We start from the raw sequence: 17383 nt of genomic DNA, 5'->3' as shown, positions 1-17383 counted from the left end.
CCACCCGGGCAAGCAACTGCTGTTCATGGGGCAGGAGTTCGCGCAGGGTGCCGAGTGGTCGGTGGAGCACGGCCCGGAGTGGTGGCTGCTCGACGACGACTACCACTCGGCGGGCGACCACAGGGGCGTGCGCGATCTGGTGCGCGACCTGAACGCGGCGTACCGGGCGACTCCGGCGCTGTGGCAGTGCGACACCCGCCCGGAGGGCTTCCGGTGGGTGGCGGTGGACTCGGCCGACGACAACGTCTTCGCGTTCCTGCGCTACGACGCCGGGGGCGGGCCGCTGCTGGCGGTGTCGAACTTCTCCCCCGTCGTCCGGCAGGACTACGGCCTGTGGGTGCCGGGTGACGTCGTCGCCTGGGAGGAGCGCCTCAACACCGACGACACGCGCTACGGCGGCAGTGGCGTCGCCAACCCGGATCCGGTCAAACCGGAGGACGGCCACGTCCGGATCACGCTGCCTCCGCTGGCCACGGTGTGGCTGACGCCGTCCGCCGTGTGAAGTCCCGCCGTCCCACCAGGTGTCCTCCCCGCTGAGAGGGGCACTGGAGGTCGTACCGCCGGGAGCACCCGGTGGTACGACGGGGCAGGGCTCAGAAGGGCGGGCATCAGGTGCGCACCGTGGGAGTGGAGGAGGAACTCCTCCTGGTCGATCCGGAGACGGGGGAACCGCGGGCGCTGTCCGCAGCGGTGCTCGCCCGGGCGGAGAAGAACGGCGCGGACCAGGATGTGTTCGAGGAGGAACTCCACGAGCAGATGCTGGAGTTCGCCACGCATCCGCAGTCGTCGATGGAGAGCCTGCGCGCGGAGATCGTCCGCTGCCGTACGGAGGCGGCGCGGCACGCGGAGGAGATCGGCTGCACCGTGGCGGCACTCGCCACCTCACCGCTGCCGGTCAGCCCCGCCGTCGGCTTCGGCCGGCGCTACCAGTGGATGGCGGACCAGTACGGCATCGCCACCCGGGAGCAGCTCGTCATGGGCTGCCACGTGCACGTGTCGGTCGAGTCCGACGAGGAGGGCGTCGCGGTCGTGGACCGGCTGCGGCCCTGGCTCCCGGTGCTGCGGGCGATCAGCGCGAACTCGCCGTTCTGGCAGGGCAAGGACACGGGCTACAACAGCTACCGCAGCCGGGTGTGGCTGCGCTGGCCCTCGGCCGGCCCGACCGAGATCTTCGGCTCGGCCGAGCGGTACCACCGTCTGATCGCCGACATGGTGGCCACCGGGGCGCTCCTCGACGACGGGATGATCTACTTCGACGCGCGGCTGTCGCAGCGGTACCCGACCGTGGAACTCCGCGTCTCGGACGTCTGTCTGCACTCCGGCACGGCCGTACTGATCGCCACGCTGGTCCGGGGGCTGGTCGAGACGGCCGCGCGCGAGTGGCGAGCCGGCGGTGAGCCGCTCGACCACAGTGTCAGTCTGCTGCGGCTGGCCGACTGGCAGGCGGCCCGGTCCGGACTCGCCGGCGAGCTGCTGCACCCCGCGACCATGCGGCGGATGCCCGCCGAAGCCGTCGTCCGCGCCCTGCTGGCCCACGTGGAGGAGGCCCTCGACGGTACGGGCGACCTGGCGCGGGCCGAGGCCGCCTGTGACGAGCTGCTGCGGGAGGGCAACGGGGCTCAGGTGCAGCGCGCACTGATGGAGCGCACGGGCAGTCTGCGGGACGTCGTCACGGAGTGCGTCCGCCGTACGCAGGCGTGAGGGGTCCCGCCGTGCCCGGACGGTGGGCTCAGAGGATCAGGACGAGGGCGTAGGCCAGGAAGAACGCCGCGATCAGCACGGTGACAACGATGATCACGGTGAGCGGGGCCTTGGCCCAGCCCTTGGTGGGGTTGTGCGTCTCGCGGGGCAGCGTCTCCGGCATGCTGCTCTCCGCGGGCGGGGTCTCGCCCGGCGGTACACCGCCGCCGGGTTCCAGACCTGGGGTGCGTTCGGGTTCGGGATCGGGGCTGATGTGAGTCATGCAGACCGGGTCCCCCGATCACGCCGAGATCATCAGCGGGTCCAGTTCCGTATTTTCCGACCCCGAAGCGTCTCGACTCGACTACATTCGAGCACCGCCGATGACGGTACCCGTCGGCAATGTCACACCCCGTACACGTCAGGAGCAGTGCATGCGCGACCTCGCCCTCGCTCCCCCGGCCGTGGCGCCCCTGACCGGCGGGCTCGCCGACAGCGTCTTCGAGACGGCGGACCGCGAACCGGCCCGGCCGATGCTCGCCCGCCGGGCGGACCCCGCCTCCACGGCCTGGGAGGAGGTGACGGCGATCGAGCTGCGCGACGAGGTGGTGGACGCCGCCAAGGGCCTGATCGCCTCGGGGATCGCGCCGGGCCATCGTGTGGCGATCATGGCGCGCACCCGGTTCGAGTGGACGATCCTGTGTTACGCGCTGTGGTCCGTGGGCGCCGAGGTCGTCCCGATCTACCCGACGGCGTCACGCGACCAGGTGGAGTGGATCCTCCGGGACGCCGACTGCGTGGCCGTGGTCGTCGAGGACGAGCAGGGTGTGATGACCGTGGGCTCGGTGTGCGCGTCGCTGCCGCTGCTGCGTCACGTCTGGCAGCTGGACGCGGGCGCCCTGGCGGACCTGACGGTGCGCGGCGAGCTGATCCCGCTCGCCACGGTCGACTCGATGCGCCGCATCGTGCTGCCGGACTCCACGGCCGTCATCGCCTACACCTCCGGCACCTCCGGCCGGGCCATGGGCTGCGCGCTCAGCCACCGCAACCTCGCCGGCCCCTGTGACACGCTGCTGGCGGGCTGGGGGCACACGGCGGCGCCGCGCGGGGAGCAGGGCTCCGTGCTCGCGTTCCTGCCCTTCTCCCATGTGTACGGGCTGATGATCCAGGGTCTGTGCGTGCGCGGCGGACTGCTGATGGGACACCAGGCCGACCTGAGCGGGGAGGCGCTGTCCGCGGCGCTGCGGTCGTTCAGGCCCACGTACCTCTACGCGGTTCCTTCGATTCTGGAGAAGATCTACAAGAACTTCCTGCGCACCGCCCAGCAGGGCGGCCACGGCGCCCTCTTCGAGCGGGCCGCCGAGACCGCCCGGGACTTCGCCGCGGCCCTGGAGCGCCAGCGGCTGGGCCGCGGCCGCGGGCCCGGCTTCGACCTGCGGCTCCAGCACGCGCTGTACGAGCGCACGGTGTACCGCAGACTGCGGGCCGCGCTGGGCGGACGGGTGCGGCGGGCGACGTCGGGCGGCTCCCCCCTCAGCCGTGAGCTGTCCCTCTTCTACGAGGGCATGGGCGTCTACGTGCACGACGGGTACGGCCTGACGGAGACCGCGGGCGGGGTGACGATGCAGCCGCTCGGCCGGGAGAAGTCCGGGACGGTCGGGCAGGCCCTGCCGGGCATGGAGATCCAGGTGGCCGAGGACGGGGAGATCCTGGTGCGGGGCCCCTCGGTGTTCCAGGGCTACGTGGGCGACCAGGCCGCCACCCGGGCCGCGCTGCGGGGCGGGTGGCTCGCCACCGGTGACCTCGGGCAGCTGGACACGGAGGGCTACCTGACGATCACCGGCCGCAAGAAGGACATCATCATCACCAGCAGCGGCAAGAGCGTCGCCCCGCTGGCACTGGAGCAGCGGCTGCGGATGCACCCGCTCATCCACCAGGCGGTGGTGGTCGGCGACAACAGGCCCTGTGTCGGCGCCCTGATCACGCTGGATCCGGAGTTCCTCGCGCACTGGCGGGCCGGGCTGGCGCTCCAGGGGGAGATGCGGGAGGCCCGGGAGGAGAACGCGCTGCGGGAGGAGGTCGCCCGGGCCGTGGCCGCGGCCAACAGCGTCGTGTCGCCGTCGGAGTCGATCCGGGTGTTCCGCGTTCTGCCGGAGGCGTTCGACGTGACCAACGGGCTGCTCACGCCGTCGATGAAGCTGCGCCGGGACGAGATCGTGCGGCACTACGCTTCCGAGATCGACGCCATGTACCAGTCACGGAGGCGTCCCGGGCGGCCGAGCACCCCGGACGAACCGTCGAACTGGGACGAATCCGACAACGTGTTCCGGTGAGCGGGCGAGCGGACGCGTAGGCCTCGTCCGCTCGGGAACACGCAACAGTGGCGACGCAAGAGAAAGGACGACAGCCCTGACGACAGCCCTAGCTGACGCCCGGGCCGGAAAGGCGATATGTCAACCGAGCCGCGTGGGGACGACGCCCTGACCTCCGAGGAGATCCCGAGCCGCACGAACAGCTTCGTGGGCGAGCCGCATGACGTGACAGGCGCGCGGCTGGCAGCGGAGGAGTTCCTGCGTGATCTGGCACGCTCCTCCCCGCCCTCTGCCCCCGAGTACTGGGACGACATCCTGCTGGTGGTGACGGAACTGGCCGCCAACGCCGTCCAGTACGCCCCGGGTCCGTTCGCGCTGCGCATGCGCCGGACGTTCGACGGGGTGCATGTGGTCCTGCACGACACCAGCACCACGGAGCCCGCCCCCCGCCCCTTCGATCCGCGCAGTGGCGGCGGGGGCATCGGCTGGCATCTGATCCACACGCTGTGCGACCAGGTCAGCGTGGTGGCCGACGACCGGGGCAAGGACGTGCACGTGTTCCTGCCCTGGTGAGCCGGAGCGTCACGGGCGCGCCGCGCCCGTGACCGGCTCCGACGGCTCAGACCGTGGCCGTCTCGCGTGGCGGCAGCCGGTCGTAGTAGTCACCCACGGCCCGCAGGTACTCGCGGTCCCTGGTCTCGCTGTCGGTCTGGAAGCGTGGCGCCGCCTTGGTGTCTCCCCTGCTGCACGCCAGGGTGACCTTCCTCTCCGCCATGTCGATGCCGGTGACGACCCCCGCTGGTACCAGGACACTGCGGCCGAACACCCAGACGCCGGTGTCGACGACCAGGTGCCGCATGTCGTGCGGGGCGGCCTCCCGGTCCACGTGCCCGATCGTGCCGTCGGTCGCGGCGACGGCGAAACCCGTCAGGTCCTGCCCCTCCGTGTGACCGCTGTCCGGCGTGTACGACCAGATTCTGTCGATGGCCACGCTGCCCCATCCTCCCTGGCGATGTGCGGATCGCATCCTCTGCGGCGGGCGCCTCGCGCCCGCCCCGTCCCACAGCAGCAATTACCCTTCTGTCGCAAGCGCATTCGGCGCACATGCCTGCTACCGCACGCGACCTCCGCCGGCCGGCCCCGACGATGTTCCGCCGAGGGGGCATGGAGGACGGTTTCCGGGGTAATCGCGGGTGCGCGGTGACATCCGAGTCCGCCGCCGGTGAAGGGAGGCGCGTGAGCAACGGAATCCGAGTCCGGAGAACGACCGGGAACCCCTCGCACCGCGGTCATCCCCAGAGGTGACCAGCCCAGGCCGTAGTACATGTTGGAGGTATCCGTGCCCCTCGCCCAGAACCCGCTGTCCGTGGAAGTCGAACTGCCCCGGGAGGACGTGGCCCTGATCACGGTCGACGGCTACCTGGACGTCGACACCGCGACCGAGTTCCAGGCCCATCTGGCCAACCAACTCCACCACGGCCGACGGCACTTCCTGCTCGACCTGTCGTCCGTTCCCTTCATGGACTCGTCCGGGATGAACATCATCCTGCGGGTGTACCAGGAGACCCGTAAGACCGAGGGCGGCGTGCACGTCATCAATCCGGCACCGGCCGTGCGGCGCATCCTCGACCTGACCGGCGTCAGCATCACCGTGCCGATATCGGAGAGTGTCGACGATGCTCTGACCCGTGTCGACGAAGGGCCGCAGCAGCCCGGGGAGCCGGAGGGGCCGCACGTCTGACGGTCCGGGTTCACCGAAGGGCAGGGCGCCGGCGAAGGCCGGTGGCCCGGTGCCCTCGCTCCGCCCTGCCCGGACGACGGCTCACTCTTCGCACCCCCGCTGACGGCGGCTCCAACCGCCGTTCCCCTGAACCGGATCGCTTGCGCCGGAGCAGGTGTCGTGCGAGGTCGGCGCATGGTTAGAGTTGTCGCCCGGCAAGTGTCACATCGCCGTCTCGTTGCCAGAAGCGGGCTCGGTCGACGCAACGCGGATGAGGAGAGAACCAGGTGCCGGAGCACGAAGCGGACGGACAGCTCGCCACGCCCAGCCACGAGGTGAGGGACTTCCTGCACCGCCGACGTGAGCAGATCGCCCAGCGGTGGGCGGACGAGCCTTTGTTCCGCACCGTGTTCACCGTCTCGCGCGACGAGGCGGTGGAAGCGGGCAAGGCCGTCGTGGACGCACTGGCCCAGGTGGCCGACTCGGAGCAGGTGGAGGACCCGGACGCCGCGGGATTCAGCGGCGTGCGCGAGCAGCTGGCCCGGATGGGTGCGGCGCGCTCCCGGGCCGGGCTGTCCAACACCCAGGTCTCCAGCGAGCTGGCCGCCCTGCGGCCGCCCGTGGAGAACCTGCTGGCAGCCGACCTCGAGCAGGCGCCGGCCGAACACCTGCTGGCCTGTTCGACCTCGCTGACGGTGCTGATGGGCACCCTGCGGCTGGTCGCCATGCAGACGGCGCTGAGTGAGTGGCAGGCGCTCAGCGACCGGCAGCGGATGCAGCTGATGGAGGTGGCCACGCCCGTGATCCGGCTGTGGGACGGCATCGTGGCCGTGCCGCTCATCGGGACGCTCGACAGCGCCCGCAGCCAGATCGTCATGGAGACGCTGCTGAACGCGGTCGTGGAGCAGCACGCGCGGTTCGCGATCCTCGACATCACCGGGGTGCCGACCGTCGACTCGCTGGTGGCGCAGCACCTGATGAAGACGGTCGCCGCGACGCGGCTCATGGGCGCCGAGTGCATCGTCTCGGGCATCCGCCCCGCCATCGCGCAGACCATCGTGCATCTGGGGCTGGACCTGGACGTCATCACGCGTGCGAACCTGGCCGACGCACTGGGATACGCGCTGCACGAGCTCGGCGCGGACATCGTGAACCCGGGCACGGGTCAGCGGTGAACGACGCCCGCCCCCGTCCCGTGAGCGGCCACGTGCCGGTCCTCCGGCTCGGCGACGTCCTGCTCGTCACGCTCCAGGGGGACCTGCACGACAGCACGGCGCAGCAGCTCCAGCAGGACCTCGCCGAGACCATCTCCCGTACCGGGGTGCGCGGGGTCCTCATCGACATCTCCGGTGTGGAGATCGTCGACTCCTTCCTCGGCCGGGTGCTGGCCGAGATCGCCGCGCAGGCCAAGCTGCTGGCCGCGCGCACCGTGGTGGCCGGTATGCGCCCGGCCGTCGCCATCACCCTGGTCGAGCTGGGTCTGACGCTGCCGGGACTGAGCACCGCGCTCAGCACCGAGGCGGGCATGGAGCTCCTCGCGCGGCAGGCTCCGGTGCGCCGTCCCGGCGGCCCACGTCAGGAGAGTCCGTGATGCACACCGCCGCGGGCGTGGAGGCCTGCTTGCCCATCCGGTCGGACATGGACCTGGTGTGGGTGCGACAGCACGTGCGGCAGGCCGCCGCCCGCCTCGGCTTCGGGCTGGTGGACCAGACCAAGCTCATCACCGCGGCCAGCGAGCTGGCCCGCAACACCCTGGTGCACGGCGGCGGCGGACAGATGCAGGCGACGCAGGTCGGCACTGCGGGTGCGCAGGGGCTGCGGCTGGCCTTCACCGACGAGGGGCCGGGCATCGCCGACCTGGACCTGGCGCTGAGCGACGGTTACACCTCCGGCGGCGGTCTGGGGATGGGGCTGAGCGGCGCGCGGCGCCTGGTGCACGACTTCGACATCGACACCACGCCGGGGTCGGGCACCACGGTGCGGGTGACCTGCTGGGTGGGCCGGCCGCCGCGTCCGCGCGAGGAGGTCTGATGCCGCGGGTGTGGGACGTGCCGGTGCGCGACGCGACCAGGGTGCGCGACGCGCGGGTCGCGGCGGAGGGCGCGGCCGCGCTGGCCGGGCTGGACGAGCGGCGGACCGCGGCGGCCGCGCTGGTCGCGACCGAGCTCGCCACGAATCTGCTGAAGCACGCCGACGGCGGTCAGGTGCTCATCGACATCGTCGCCCCACCCGTGCTGCGGGGGGACCGGGACGGGTCCAGGGTGGTGCAGATCGCCGCGATCGACCACGGCCCGGGCATCGAGGACGTCCCCGCGGCGCTGCGCGACGGCTTCTCCACGACCCGCTCGCTCGGCGCGGGCCTCGGCACGTGCCTGCGCCTCTCCGACGACTTCGCCCTGCACAGTGTTCCCGGCCGCGGCACGGTCGCGGTGGCCCGGGTGAGTGCGGCGCCCGGCGCCGGTGAGGCGTCGGTGCCGCCCTCGGGCACGGTGTCGGCCGGCGGACGGTGGCAGGGTGGCGAGTCGCCGTTCGGCGCGGTGGCCTGTGGCGGTCTGACCGGCCACGCGGCGGTGCCCGGCGCCGCGCAGGACGTTCCGGGACAGGGCCGGGCAGTGGCCGGCCGTGCACCCGCTGCCGAGCCGGGGCCCCACGGAGCACCGGGACACGACGACGTCCCCGGCACTCACCGCATGTCCGGCGGTCGGCCCGGGCCGCACGCGGCACCGGCCCACGGCCTCGCCGTCGCCGGCGCTCCGCACGCCGACGCGACGTCCCCCTGGGCAGCGGCACACGCCACGGCGGGCATGGTCGCGCCCGGCGAACAGGCTCGCCCCCCGGCAGCAGCGGCGCACGACCCGTCGGGCCCCGGGATGTCCGGCCGCCGGACCGGTGACCAGGCCGCGCCGGCCCAGGAGCCGGCAGACGGCGGGCGCCCGGGCAGGGGCCCGCGCAGGTACGAGCCGGACGACCGAGCACCGGTCCGCAGCGTCCCGGGGGCCGCCTCGCAGAACCGTTCCTTGCCGGTGGCAGGGGTGCGGGCCGGCGGGGTGAACATCCCGTACGGCGGAGCCGAGTACTCCGGGGATGCCTGGGGCTGGGTCCGGGCCGGGGACCGGGTGACGCTGATGCTGGCGGACGGGCTGGGGCACGGGCCGGAGGCCGCGCGGGCGTCGTCCGCCGCGGTCACGGCGCTGCACCGCTGGGCCCACCTCTCCCCCGCCGAGTCGCTGCGGCGGCTGCACGACGCGCTGCGGGACACCCGGGGCGCGGCCGTCGCGGTGGCCCAGCTCGACCTGTGGGCCGGGCGGCTGCGGTTCGCCGGCATCGGCAACGTGGGGGCACGGCTGCGCACCGGTGGTGCCTGGCGCGCCCTGCTGTCGCGGCCCGGCATCGTCGGCGTTCACCGGCCCGCGACCCTCCGCGAGGAGGAGGCCGCCTGGACGGACGACCCCCTGCTGATCCTGCACACCGACGGCCTGCCCAGCCGCTGGACGCCGCTGCCCGGTCCCGGGCCGGCGCCGGTCGACCCGGCCGTGACGGCCGCTGTGACGATACGTGACGCCAGCAGTCCCGCCCGTCCGGTGCGGGACGACACCGCCGTGGCCGTGCTGACCTCGACACCGCCGGAACACCCATGATGCGCACTTGGCAGATCACCACCGTCACCGACGCGGCCCGCGCACGCATCTCGCTCGCGCGCCTGGCCGCCGCGTACGGTGTGCCCACCGTCGAACGGACCCGGCTGGCCTCCGCCCTCAGCGCCCACCTGCGTCAGTGCCTCACCAAGGGCGGCACCTGGCGGTTGACCATGGACCTGGCCGGTTCCCCCGCCGAGGAGGGGCTGCTGCACGTCGTGGTGACCCCGTCGCCGGAGGCCTGCGCCGCCGGGGAGCCGCTCTGGGAGGTCACGGTCCCCTGCCCCGAGACGGCCGAGGCCGCCGAGCACGGCACCGTCGCCGCCGACCCCGCAGCACTGTCCGAGGCGCTGCTCGGCGCCGACGAGGACACGGCCGTCGTCCTGGACAAGCTCACGGAGCAGGAGGACCTGGTCCTCTTCCACCGCGAGGAGCTGCACCAGACCAACCAGGGCGTCCTGGCCCTGCACGCCGAACTGGACGCGGCCGGGCGGGCCCAGCGCGAGGCCTTCGCCGCCGAGCGCAGCGCCCGCAACGAGGCGGAGAGCGCCCGGCGCCGGCTGACGTTCCTCGCGGACGCCAGTGCCGTGCTGACGGCGTCGCTGAACCACGAGGAGATCGTGCGCCGGCTCCCGGACCTGCTGGTGCCGGAGTACGCGAGCAGCGTCGACGTCTGGCTCTTCGACCACGAGGAGGACAAGCACCGGTCGGCGCCCCATCCGGCCGCCGCCGTCGTCGCGGCCCGCACCGGGCGGCCCCAGTACGCCGCCGACCACCCGGGCAACCTGCCCGGCGTCGAGGACCAGCCGCCGTCGGCGCTGGATCCCGGGCGGCCGCTGCTGTGTGTGCCGCTGCCCACGCGACGGGCGCCTCTGGGAGTGCTGACGCTGTCGCCGCCCGGCGGGCGCTGGGACCCGGACGACGCGGTGATGCTGATCGAGCTCACCCGGCGGGCCAGCATCGCCATCGACAACGCCCGGCGCTTCGAGCACAACCGCGACATCGCCGAGACGCTGCAACGCGCCCTGCTGACCGACCTGCCCGCCACGCCGGGCCTCAGCCTGGCCGCGCGGTACCTTCCGGCCACCCACGGGCTGAACATCGGCGGCGACTGGTACGACGCGTTCCCCCAGCGGGACGGCGGTCTCATCACCGTCATCGGCGATGTGACCGGACACGGTCTGCACGCGGCGGTCATGATGAGCCAGCTGCGCACCGCGCTGCGGGCGTACGCCGTCGACGGCGACAGCCCGGGCCGGCTGCTGACCCGGCTGCACCGGTTCCTGCACCATCTCCAGCCGGACCTGTACGCCACCGCCGTCATCGCCCGGTTCCACCCGGACGAGCCCACGCTGACCTGGGCCGCCGCGGGACACCCGCCACCGGTGCTGCGCCTGCCCGACGGCACCGTGCGTACCCTCGACGCCAAGCCCGGCGCGATGCTCGGCATCCCGCTCACCCAGGAGATCGCCGACCACACGGAGCAGCTGGAGCCCGGCTCGACGCTCGCGCTGTACACGGACGGGTTGGTGGAGCGGCGTGCGCAGGGCATAGACCCGGGGATCGAGCGGCTGGCCTCGGCGCTCGGCGGGTTCCGTTCAGCGGAGCTGGAAGCGGACCTGGAGGGCTCGGCGGACCGGCTCCTGCATCCGCTGCTGAGCGATTCCGAGCGGGACGACGACGTGTGCCTGTTGCTGTGTCATGTGCAAGGTGGCGCCGGCTCCTGACGGCGGGTCCGGCCGGCCGGGTGTGCACGCGTTCTTCACTCCTGCCTGGTGCTTTTCGGCCACGGTGCGGGCATGGTGGTGATCGACGCGTTCGTCTGCCTGCCGCGTCCGACTGGCGCGCCCGTGGGACACACGGTGGGATCGAAAGGGTGCGAACCAGCGATCCAGGGGCAGTCGGAAGGCGTTCGAGGCAGACCGCCTGGAGCCGCAGAAAGGGATGAACACCGTGACACGACCCAGGATCCTGGTGGTTGGCGCAGGCTTCGCCGGCGTGGAGTGCGTCCGCCGTCTGGAACGGAAACTCTCCCCGGACGAGGCCGACGTCACGCTGGTGACGCCGTTCGCCTACCAGCTCTACCTGCCGCTGCTCCCCCAGGTGGCCTCCGGCGTGCTGACGCCGCAGTCGATCGCCGTCTCGCTGCGCCGCAGCAAGAAGTACCGCACGCGCATCATTCCGGGCGGTGCCATCGGCGTGGACCTGAAGTCCAAGGTGTGTGTCATCCGCACCATCACCGACGAGATCGTCAACGAGCCGTACGACTACATCGTGCTGGCGCCCGGCAGCATCACCCGGACCTTCGACATCCCGGGGCTGACGGACCACGCGTTCGGGATGAAGACCCTCGCCGAGGCGGCGTACATCCGTGACCACGTCATCTCGCAGCTGGACCTGGCCGACGCGAGCCAGGACCCGGTGGAGCGGGCCTCGCGGTTGCAGTTCGTGGTGGTCGGCGGCGGTTACGCGGGCACCGAGACCGCGGCGTGCCTGCAGCGGCTGACGCACGCGGCGGTCAAGCGCTACCCGCGGCTGGACCCGGCTCTGATCAAGTGGCACCTGATCGACATCGCGCCGAAGCTCATGCCGGAGCTGGGCGACAAGCTCGGCAGCAGCGCGCAGGAGATCCTGCGCCGACGGGGCATCGAGATCTCCCTGGGCACCTCCATCGCCAAGGCGGGCCCCGAGGAGGTCACCTTCACCGACGGGAGGGTGATCCCGACCCGCACACTCATCTGGACCGCCGGGGTCGTCGCCAGCCCGCTCATCGCCACGCTCGGCGCGGAGACGGTCAAGGGGCGGCTCGCGGTCGCCCCGGAAATGAACCTGCCGGGCGACGACGGGGTGTTCGCGCTCGGCGACTCGGCCGCCGTGCCCGACCTGGCCAAGGGCGACGGGGCCATGTGCCCGCCCACCGCGCAGCACGCCCTGCGGCAGGGCAGGCACGTCGCCGACAACGTCATCGCGTCACTGCGCGGCCAGGCGATGAAGCCCTACGTCCACAAGGACCTCGGGCTCGTGGTCGACCTCGGCGGCACCGACGCGGTCTCCAAGCCGCTGGGCATCGAACTGCGGGGGCTGCCCGCCCAGGCCGTGGCCCGCGGCTATCACTGGTCGGCGCTGCGCACCAACGTGGCCAAGACGCGGGTGATGACGAACTGGCTGCTCAACGCCGTCGCCGGCGACGACTTCGTACGGACGGGGTTCCAGGCCCGCAAGGCAGCGCGGCTGAAGGACTTCGAGTACACGGACGCCTATCTGACGCGGGAGCAGGTGCGGGCGCAGGTCGAGGGGTCCGGCCGGACGGAGTAGGACCGGGCCGGACGGAGCGTCCGCCCGTGGCATGTCATGCTGAGATACGGATCTTGGTGTGAGTCGGGAGAAAGTGCGGCGGCGTGAGGGCAGCGGGACGCGCGGTGCGGGCACGGCTGCGGGACCGGATCGCGGCGTCCGACCCCGGTCTGCTGCGTCTGACGGCCGGGCTGCGGACGGTCGGCGCGATCACGCTGACTCTGGCCGTGCTCTCCCTGCTGCGGGCCGATGTGCACATCCTGGTGGCGGGGGCCATGGCGGCGATGGTCGCCACCTTCGCCATCCGGGAGAAGCAGCCGGCCGCGCAGGCCGTGACGCTGGTCCTGGGGCTGCCGGTGGCCCTGGCGTCGGTGTCCCTGGGCGCCGTTCTCAACACACGTCTCTTCGTCGGTGACGTCTTCTTCGTCGTCCTGATCTTCTGCGCGGTCTACGGCCGCCGGTTCGGCGACCGGGGCACCGCGCTCGGTCTGATCGGCTTCCAGGTCTACTTCCTGTCCCTGTTCGTCGGCGCCACGGCCGCCACGCTGCCCGCGCTGTGTGGTGCCATGGCCGTGGCGTTCTGCTCCAGTGCCCTGATGCGTTTCGCGGTCGTACCCGCGACGCCCACCGGTGTGCTGCTGCGGCTGCGCCTGGCTTTCCGGGCACGGCTGGCCCAGCTGGTGGCCGCGCAGGCCGAACTCCTCGACGCCCCCGCGGACGAGATGGACAAGGCGCTGGAGGCCGTCCGCGAGGGCACCGCACGGCTCCACGAGACGGCGATGATGATTCAGGGGCGGCTGGAGGAGGGCACCCCGGACGAGTCGGCGGCGCGGCTGGTGCAGCGCAGGATCGCGGACGCCGAGATCGCCGCGGAGCGGCTCGGCCTGCTGCTGCTGACCGCCCGGACCGCCGAACGGGCCGACACGCTCACCCTGCACCTGCCGGGTGCACCCGCCCCGTCGGTGGCCGGGCCCGAGCTGCCGGACGAGGCGGGCGCCACGCTCCGCCGCGATCTGCTGGCGCTGCACGCCCTGGTGCTGCGGGCCGGCAGCGGCGACACGGGCACCGGTCTCGCGCATGTGCGCAACCGGCTCCTCGGCTACCGGGACGAGGAGAATCTGCCGCCCGCCTCGGCCGCCGTCCAGGACGTCTTCCGCGGCATCGGCGAGTCGGCCCGCGCGGTGCTCGGGCTGCGGATCGCCCTGGACGGCCCGCAGGACGAGTCGGACGACAGTCCCGCGACGGCCCGGTCCCGCGAGGAACTGGACGCCGAGGACGCCGCGATCGACGGCGGCGGCGAGGAAGCGTCGCAGGAGGAGCAGACCGGGCTGCGGCGGCCCACCACGCGGGCGGCCGTGCAGGTCGCCGTCGGGTCCTCACTGGCCATCGTGGGCGGCGAACTGCTGTCCACGCAGCGCTGGTACTGGGCGGTGCTGACGTGCTGGATCGTTTTCCTCAACACCGCGTCGACGGGCGAGATCCTGGTCAAGGGGTACCGGCGGCTGCTGGGCACGGTGTTCGGCGTGGTGGCCGGCATCGTCCTGGCCGGGCTGGTCGGCGGGCACACCTGGACGGCGTTCGCCCTGGTCCTGGTGCTGATCTTCGCGATGTTCTACACGGCGCCTCTGTCGTACACGCTGATGTCGTTCTTCGTCACGGCGATGCTGGGGCTGCTGTACACGCTGCTGCACACCTACAGCCTCGACGTGCTCGTGCTGCGGATCCAGGAGACGGCCCTCGGCGCGGCCTGTGGAGTGGTCGCGGCGGCGCTGGTCCTGCCCGTGCAGACGGACCGCCGTACGAACGAACTGCTCGGCACCGTGCTGGAGCGGCTGGCCGAGGTCACCGAGGCCGCGGTCGGCCAGCTCAGCGGCGGACCGGCGGACGAACTGCTGGACAAGGCGCGCGACCTCGACCAGGCGCTGGCCGATCTGCGGGCCGCGACCCAGCCGCTGATCCATCCGGTCACCCCGCTGCGGACCCGCCGTCACACGGCCCGGTACGTGGTGGCGCTGCTGGAGACGTGCGCCTACCACGCCCGGACCCTCGCCGCGACGGCCGAGCTGCTGCCCACGCACCCCTCGATCGCGGCGGACCCGCGACTGCGCGGGGCCGCCGGACGCACGGTGCGCAACATCGGCGTCATCGCCGCCCGGGTCGCCGACGAGCACGCGGGCGCGCAGGTCGAGACCGGGCCGAGCATCGCCTCCCTGCTGGGGACCGACGCCGGCACACCGCGCTACGGCCGCATCACCGACCGCGTGCTGCGGCATCTGGAGCGGCTGGACGAGGCCGTGGTGGGCCTCGCCCGGCCGCTGGGCGTGCCGGTGGCGGCTCCCAAGGGGTGACTCGCCGGCGGCTGACGACCGCCGTCAGAAGTCCGTGGGCAGCCCACTGACCTCGGCGATGCCCCGTAGTTCCTCGGTCTGCTTGTGCCGGTCCCGGATGTAGTCGGCTATCTCGCCGAGGCGGGTCGGATCGGACGCGGTGGTGGCGTCCGTGACGATCCGGACCGGGCCGGTGTCGTCGACGTGGAGTTCGACGACTTCGTTGTCCAGGCGGCCGGTGACGGCGGTGGCGATGACGAGGGCCACCTCGTCACGGACCTCCTGGGGCAGTTCGTCGTCGGGCCCGGAGTCGAGCGCGAAGTCGAGGCTGGACAGGCGCTCCTCTTCGATCGCCTCGAGGACCGGTTCCACCGCGCGCATCAGAAGGCGGTAGTCCTCCGTGTCCATCCGGATGCGCAGGAGGTCCAGGTACACGTCCACGGGCCGGCCGTCGCCATGCGGAATCTCGGAATCGCTCATTCGCTTCGTGTTCCCCACGAGACGCGGCTCAGACGCGCCGCCACCGGGCCATGGCGAACGAGAACACTCCGAAGAGCACCAGCCCGGCTGCGACACACACCAGCAGCCAGGGTCCGAGCGGGGTCTCCGCGAAGGTGCGCAGGGTGTCGTCGAGGCCCTTGGCCTTGTCGGGTTCGTAGTCGATGGCGGCGCGGACGGCGAAGATCCCCGCGACCGCGAACACCAGCCCGCGGGCGGCGCCGCCGGCGACGCCGGTGACGTCCACGAGTTGCCGCGTCCGCCGGCTCATCTGCCCCAGCCGGAGCTTGTCGTGGTACTTGCGCAGCACCGCGCGTACGGCGATCCAGCCCCCGGCGCCGATGATCACGAGGCCGGCGGCGCCGACCAGCCACTGGCCGCCGGGTATCTCCAGGGCCCTGGCCGTGGCGTCCCGGGACTGCTGGTCGCTGGATCCGCCGCTCTGGTGGCGGCTGAGTGCGAACGTCAGCACCGAGTAGGCGACGAAGACGTAGAAGGCGAAGCGGGCCGTCGCCATCAGCCGCTTGCGGGCGCTGCGGCCGTCCTTGCCGACCGAGCCGAAGAGCGCCTCGGACAGCCGCCACAGGGCCATGCCGACGAGCCCGATGCCCAGCGCCCACAGCAGCACCGCGCCGAACGGCTTCTGCGCCAGTTCCTGCAACGCACCCCCTCGGTCGGCCTGTCGGCCGGTGTCGCCGAAGGCGATCTGCAGGGCCAGCGCTCCGACGAGCAGATAGATCACGCCCCGGGCGGCGAAACCCGCCCGTGCCGCCCCCTCGGTCACCGAGCCCCGCGCCATCCGCCGGGTCCGGAACCGACCGCTCTGTGCCATCGCACTCGTGTTCATGTCGACCTCCCGGCTGTGCGGATGCCCCGGGTCGGCGTTCACACACCCTGCACAACGCCCGGACCAGGGGATTCCGGTTCCCTGCCGGGTGCCGGCTTCCCAGCCGTACGACGGCGCCCCTCCCGTAGCGGGCTCAGGACCGCCGCAACCTCGAACCCCGGCCGGCGCGGCCAAGGGTGTGCAGGTGCTCCAGGGCGTCCAGGACCACAGTGCGGTCGTGCCAGGCGAGCCAGCGTCCGGCCTGGCCGCCCACGGTGTCGAGGGCTTTGGTCTGGGCCGTCGTCAGTCCGTCCAGGGGCCGGTCCATGTGGGCCGAGACCATGCCGACGCACAGCCCGGACTCGGTCGTCAGCGGGACGCTGTGGCAGGCTCTGCTGCCCGCGGCGAGGATGGCCCGGCGGGCCGGTTCGGTGAACACCGGGTCGCTCTCCACGTCACGCACGGTGACCTGGGCGACGTCCTTGGCTGCCTGGGCGCAGGACGTGCCGTCCTCGCCCACGTGGGCGAAGAAGTCGACGAAGTCGGCCGTGAGGCCGGTGTGCTGCTCCATGCGCAGCCCTCCGCGGGCCGGGTCGGTGAGCTGCACGTTGCCCATGTCGGTGCCGGTCACCGTCAGGGTGGACCTCAGCACGGCCTTCAGGACGGCACTGCGGCTGCCGGACCCGGACCGGTGCGCCTGCGTGAAGGTCAGCTCGGGCTCCGGCCCGCGGACGCGGCGCGGGAACCACAGGGCGTCCGGCGCCTCGGGGCGCGGTGCGGTCACCAGGACTCCGGCGAGGGTGTGCAGCTTGACGTTGTAGCGCTGGGACGCCCGCTGCATCAGCGCGAAGGCGCTCTCCCCGTCCGGCAGCGCGTACCGCTCCTGGAGGATCCCCTGCGCCTGCGAGATCAGCGGGCGCACCCGGGCCCGGGCCCGCAGGTCGCGCAGCTCGGCGCGCAGGCGCTCCAGCTCGCCGTCGGCGGCGGCTGCCGCCCGCCCCGCTGTGGACATGGAACTCCTAGGGTGTCGTCGTCATGACGCGCGGAGGCCCGGCCGCGGCTTGTGCCGTCGGCCGGACCTCGTCGCGCTG

16 protein-coding genes and 2 pseudogenes are annotated in these 17383 nt (G+C 72.6%); 13 read left to right on the top strand and 5 right to left on the bottom strand.

Going from position 1 to position 17383, the window contains the following annotated elements; translation table 11 throughout:
• Positions 1-502, top strand: a 502-nt coding sequence (locus tag GTY56_RS29960; protein ID WP_202510908.1) for an alpha amylase C-terminal domain-containing protein, incomplete at its 5' end; no start/stop codon positions are given.
• A 110-nt stretch (positions 503-612) separates the two neighbouring features.
• A complete protein-coding gene (locus tag GTY56_RS29955) occupies positions 613-1701 on the top strand; it encodes a glutamate--cysteine ligase (RefSeq protein WP_161368433.1) in 1089 nt (362 codons plus the stop codon).
• Positions 1702-1729: 28 nt separating this feature from the next.
• Here GTY56_RS29955 and GTY56_RS29950 read toward each other — a convergent pair whose 3' ends face one another.
• A complete protein-coding gene (locus GTY56_RS29950) occupies positions 1730-1963 on the bottom strand; it encodes a DUF6480 family protein (RefSeq protein WP_107460137.1) in 234 nt (77 codons plus the stop codon).
• Positions 1964-2114: 151 nt separating this feature from the next.
• Here GTY56_RS29950 and GTY56_RS29945 point away from each other — a divergent pair, with 151 nt between their 5' ends.
• Together GTY56_RS29945 and GTY56_RS29940 are read left to right on the top strand one after the other, a co-directional pair.
• Positions 2115-4013: an AMP-dependent synthetase/ligase gene (locus GTY56_RS29945; protein WP_161368432.1), complete on the top strand. Its 1899-nt coding sequence runs from the start codon at positions 2115-2117 to the stop codon at positions 4011-4013.
• A gap of 117 nt (positions 4014-4130) precedes the next feature.
• Entirely contained in the window at positions 4131-4565 is a 435-nt protein-coding gene (locus GTY56_RS29940; RefSeq protein WP_097214726.1) for an ATP-binding protein, read from the top strand.
• A 46-nt stretch (positions 4566-4611) separates the two neighbouring features.
• Here the strand turns inward: GTY56_RS29940 and GTY56_RS29935 are convergent, their stop codons facing one another.
• A complete protein-coding gene (locus GTY56_RS29935; protein ID WP_161368431.1) occupies positions 4612-4983 on the bottom strand; it encodes a PRC-barrel domain containing protein in 372 nt (123 codons plus the stop codon).
• Positions 4984-5331: 348 nt separating this feature from the next.
• Here GTY56_RS29935 and GTY56_RS29930 point away from each other — a divergent pair, with 348 nt between their 5' ends.
• From GTY56_RS29930 to GTY56_RS29890, 9 genes and pseudogenes are all read left to right on the top strand, one after another.
• A complete protein-coding gene (locus GTY56_RS29930) occupies positions 5332-5733 on the top strand; it encodes an anti-sigma factor antagonist (RefSeq protein WP_161368439.1) in 402 nt (133 codons plus the stop codon).
• Positions 5734-5999: 266 nt separating this feature from the next.
• On the top strand, positions 6000-6887 hold the full coding sequence (locus GTY56_RS29925) for an STAS domain-containing protein (protein ID WP_161368430.1): 888 nt from the start codon (positions 6000-6002) through the stop codon (positions 6885-6887).
• Complete coding sequence (locus GTY56_RS29920; RefSeq protein ID WP_161368429.1) at positions 6884-7303, top strand: STAS domain-containing protein; 420 nt, start codon at positions 6884-6886, stop codon at positions 7301-7303. The genes GTY56_RS29925 and GTY56_RS29920 overlap by 4 nt, the downstream gene beginning before the upstream one ends.
• Positions 7303-7743: an anti-sigma regulatory factor gene (locus GTY56_RS29915; RefSeq protein WP_161368438.1), complete on the top strand. Its 441-nt coding sequence runs from the start codon at positions 7303-7305 to the stop codon at positions 7741-7743. Before GTY56_RS29920 ends, GTY56_RS29915 begins: the two co-directional genes overlap by 1 nt.
• Positions 7743-8216 (top strand): annotated as a pseudogene (locus GTY56_RS29910) (anti-sigma regulatory factor); the annotation flags it as partial. The gene GTY56_RS29915 and the pseudogene GTY56_RS29910, both read left to right, overlap by 1 nt.
• 516 nt (positions 8217-8732) lie before the next feature.
• Positions 8733-9350 (top strand): annotated as a pseudogene (locus GTY56_RS29905) (SpoIIE family protein phosphatase); the annotation flags it as partial.
• On the top strand, positions 9347-11074 hold the full coding sequence (locus tag GTY56_RS29900) for a PP2C family protein-serine/threonine phosphatase (protein ID WP_161368428.1): 1728 nt from the start codon (positions 9347-9349) through the stop codon (positions 11072-11074). The pseudogene GTY56_RS29905 and the gene GTY56_RS29900, both read left to right, overlap by 4 nt.
• 217 nt (positions 11075-11291) lie before the next feature.
• The gene (locus GTY56_RS29895; RefSeq protein ID WP_161368427.1) at positions 11292-12662 is read left to right on the top strand and encodes an NAD(P)/FAD-dependent oxidoreductase; all 1371 of its coding nucleotides are present in this window, start codon (positions 11292-11294) and stop codon (positions 12660-12662) included.
• An 83-nt stretch (positions 12663-12745) separates the two neighbouring features.
• A complete protein-coding gene (locus GTY56_RS29890) occupies positions 12746-14989 on the top strand; it encodes an FUSC family protein (protein WP_161368426.1) in 2244 nt (747 codons plus the stop codon).
• Positions 14990-15013: 24 nt separating this feature from the next.
• Here GTY56_RS29890 and GTY56_RS29885 read toward each other — a convergent pair whose 3' ends face one another.
• The 3 genes from GTY56_RS29885 to GTY56_RS29875 form a co-directional block, all read right to left on the bottom strand.
• The gene (locus GTY56_RS29885) at positions 15014-15448 is read right to left on the bottom strand and encodes a hypothetical protein (RefSeq protein ID WP_161368425.1); all 435 of its coding nucleotides are present in this window, start codon (positions 15446-15448) and stop codon (positions 15014-15016) included.
• 28 nt (positions 15449-15476) lie between these two features.
• The gene (locus GTY56_RS29880; RefSeq protein ID WP_161368424.1) at positions 15477-16313 is read right to left on the bottom strand and encodes a DUF1206 domain-containing protein; all 837 of its coding nucleotides are present in this window, start codon (positions 16311-16313) and stop codon (positions 15477-15479) included.
• Positions 16314-16446: 133 nt separating this feature from the next.
• Positions 16447-17304, bottom strand: coding sequence for an ANTAR domain-containing protein (locus tag GTY56_RS29875; protein WP_161368423.1), 858 nt, complete (start codon positions 17302-17304; stop codon positions 16447-16449).
• Positions 17305-17383 lie beyond the last annotated feature (79 nt).

This window comes from Streptomyces sp. SID5643 (genome assembly GCF_009872555.1).
In the GTDB taxonomy this organism is placed as follows: Bacteria; Actinomycetota; Actinomycetes; order Streptomycetales; family Streptomycetaceae; genus Streptomyces; species Streptomyces iakyrus.
Note: the sequence above shows the minus strand (reverse complement) of the source record. Positions and strands in the feature narration are given on the sequence as shown.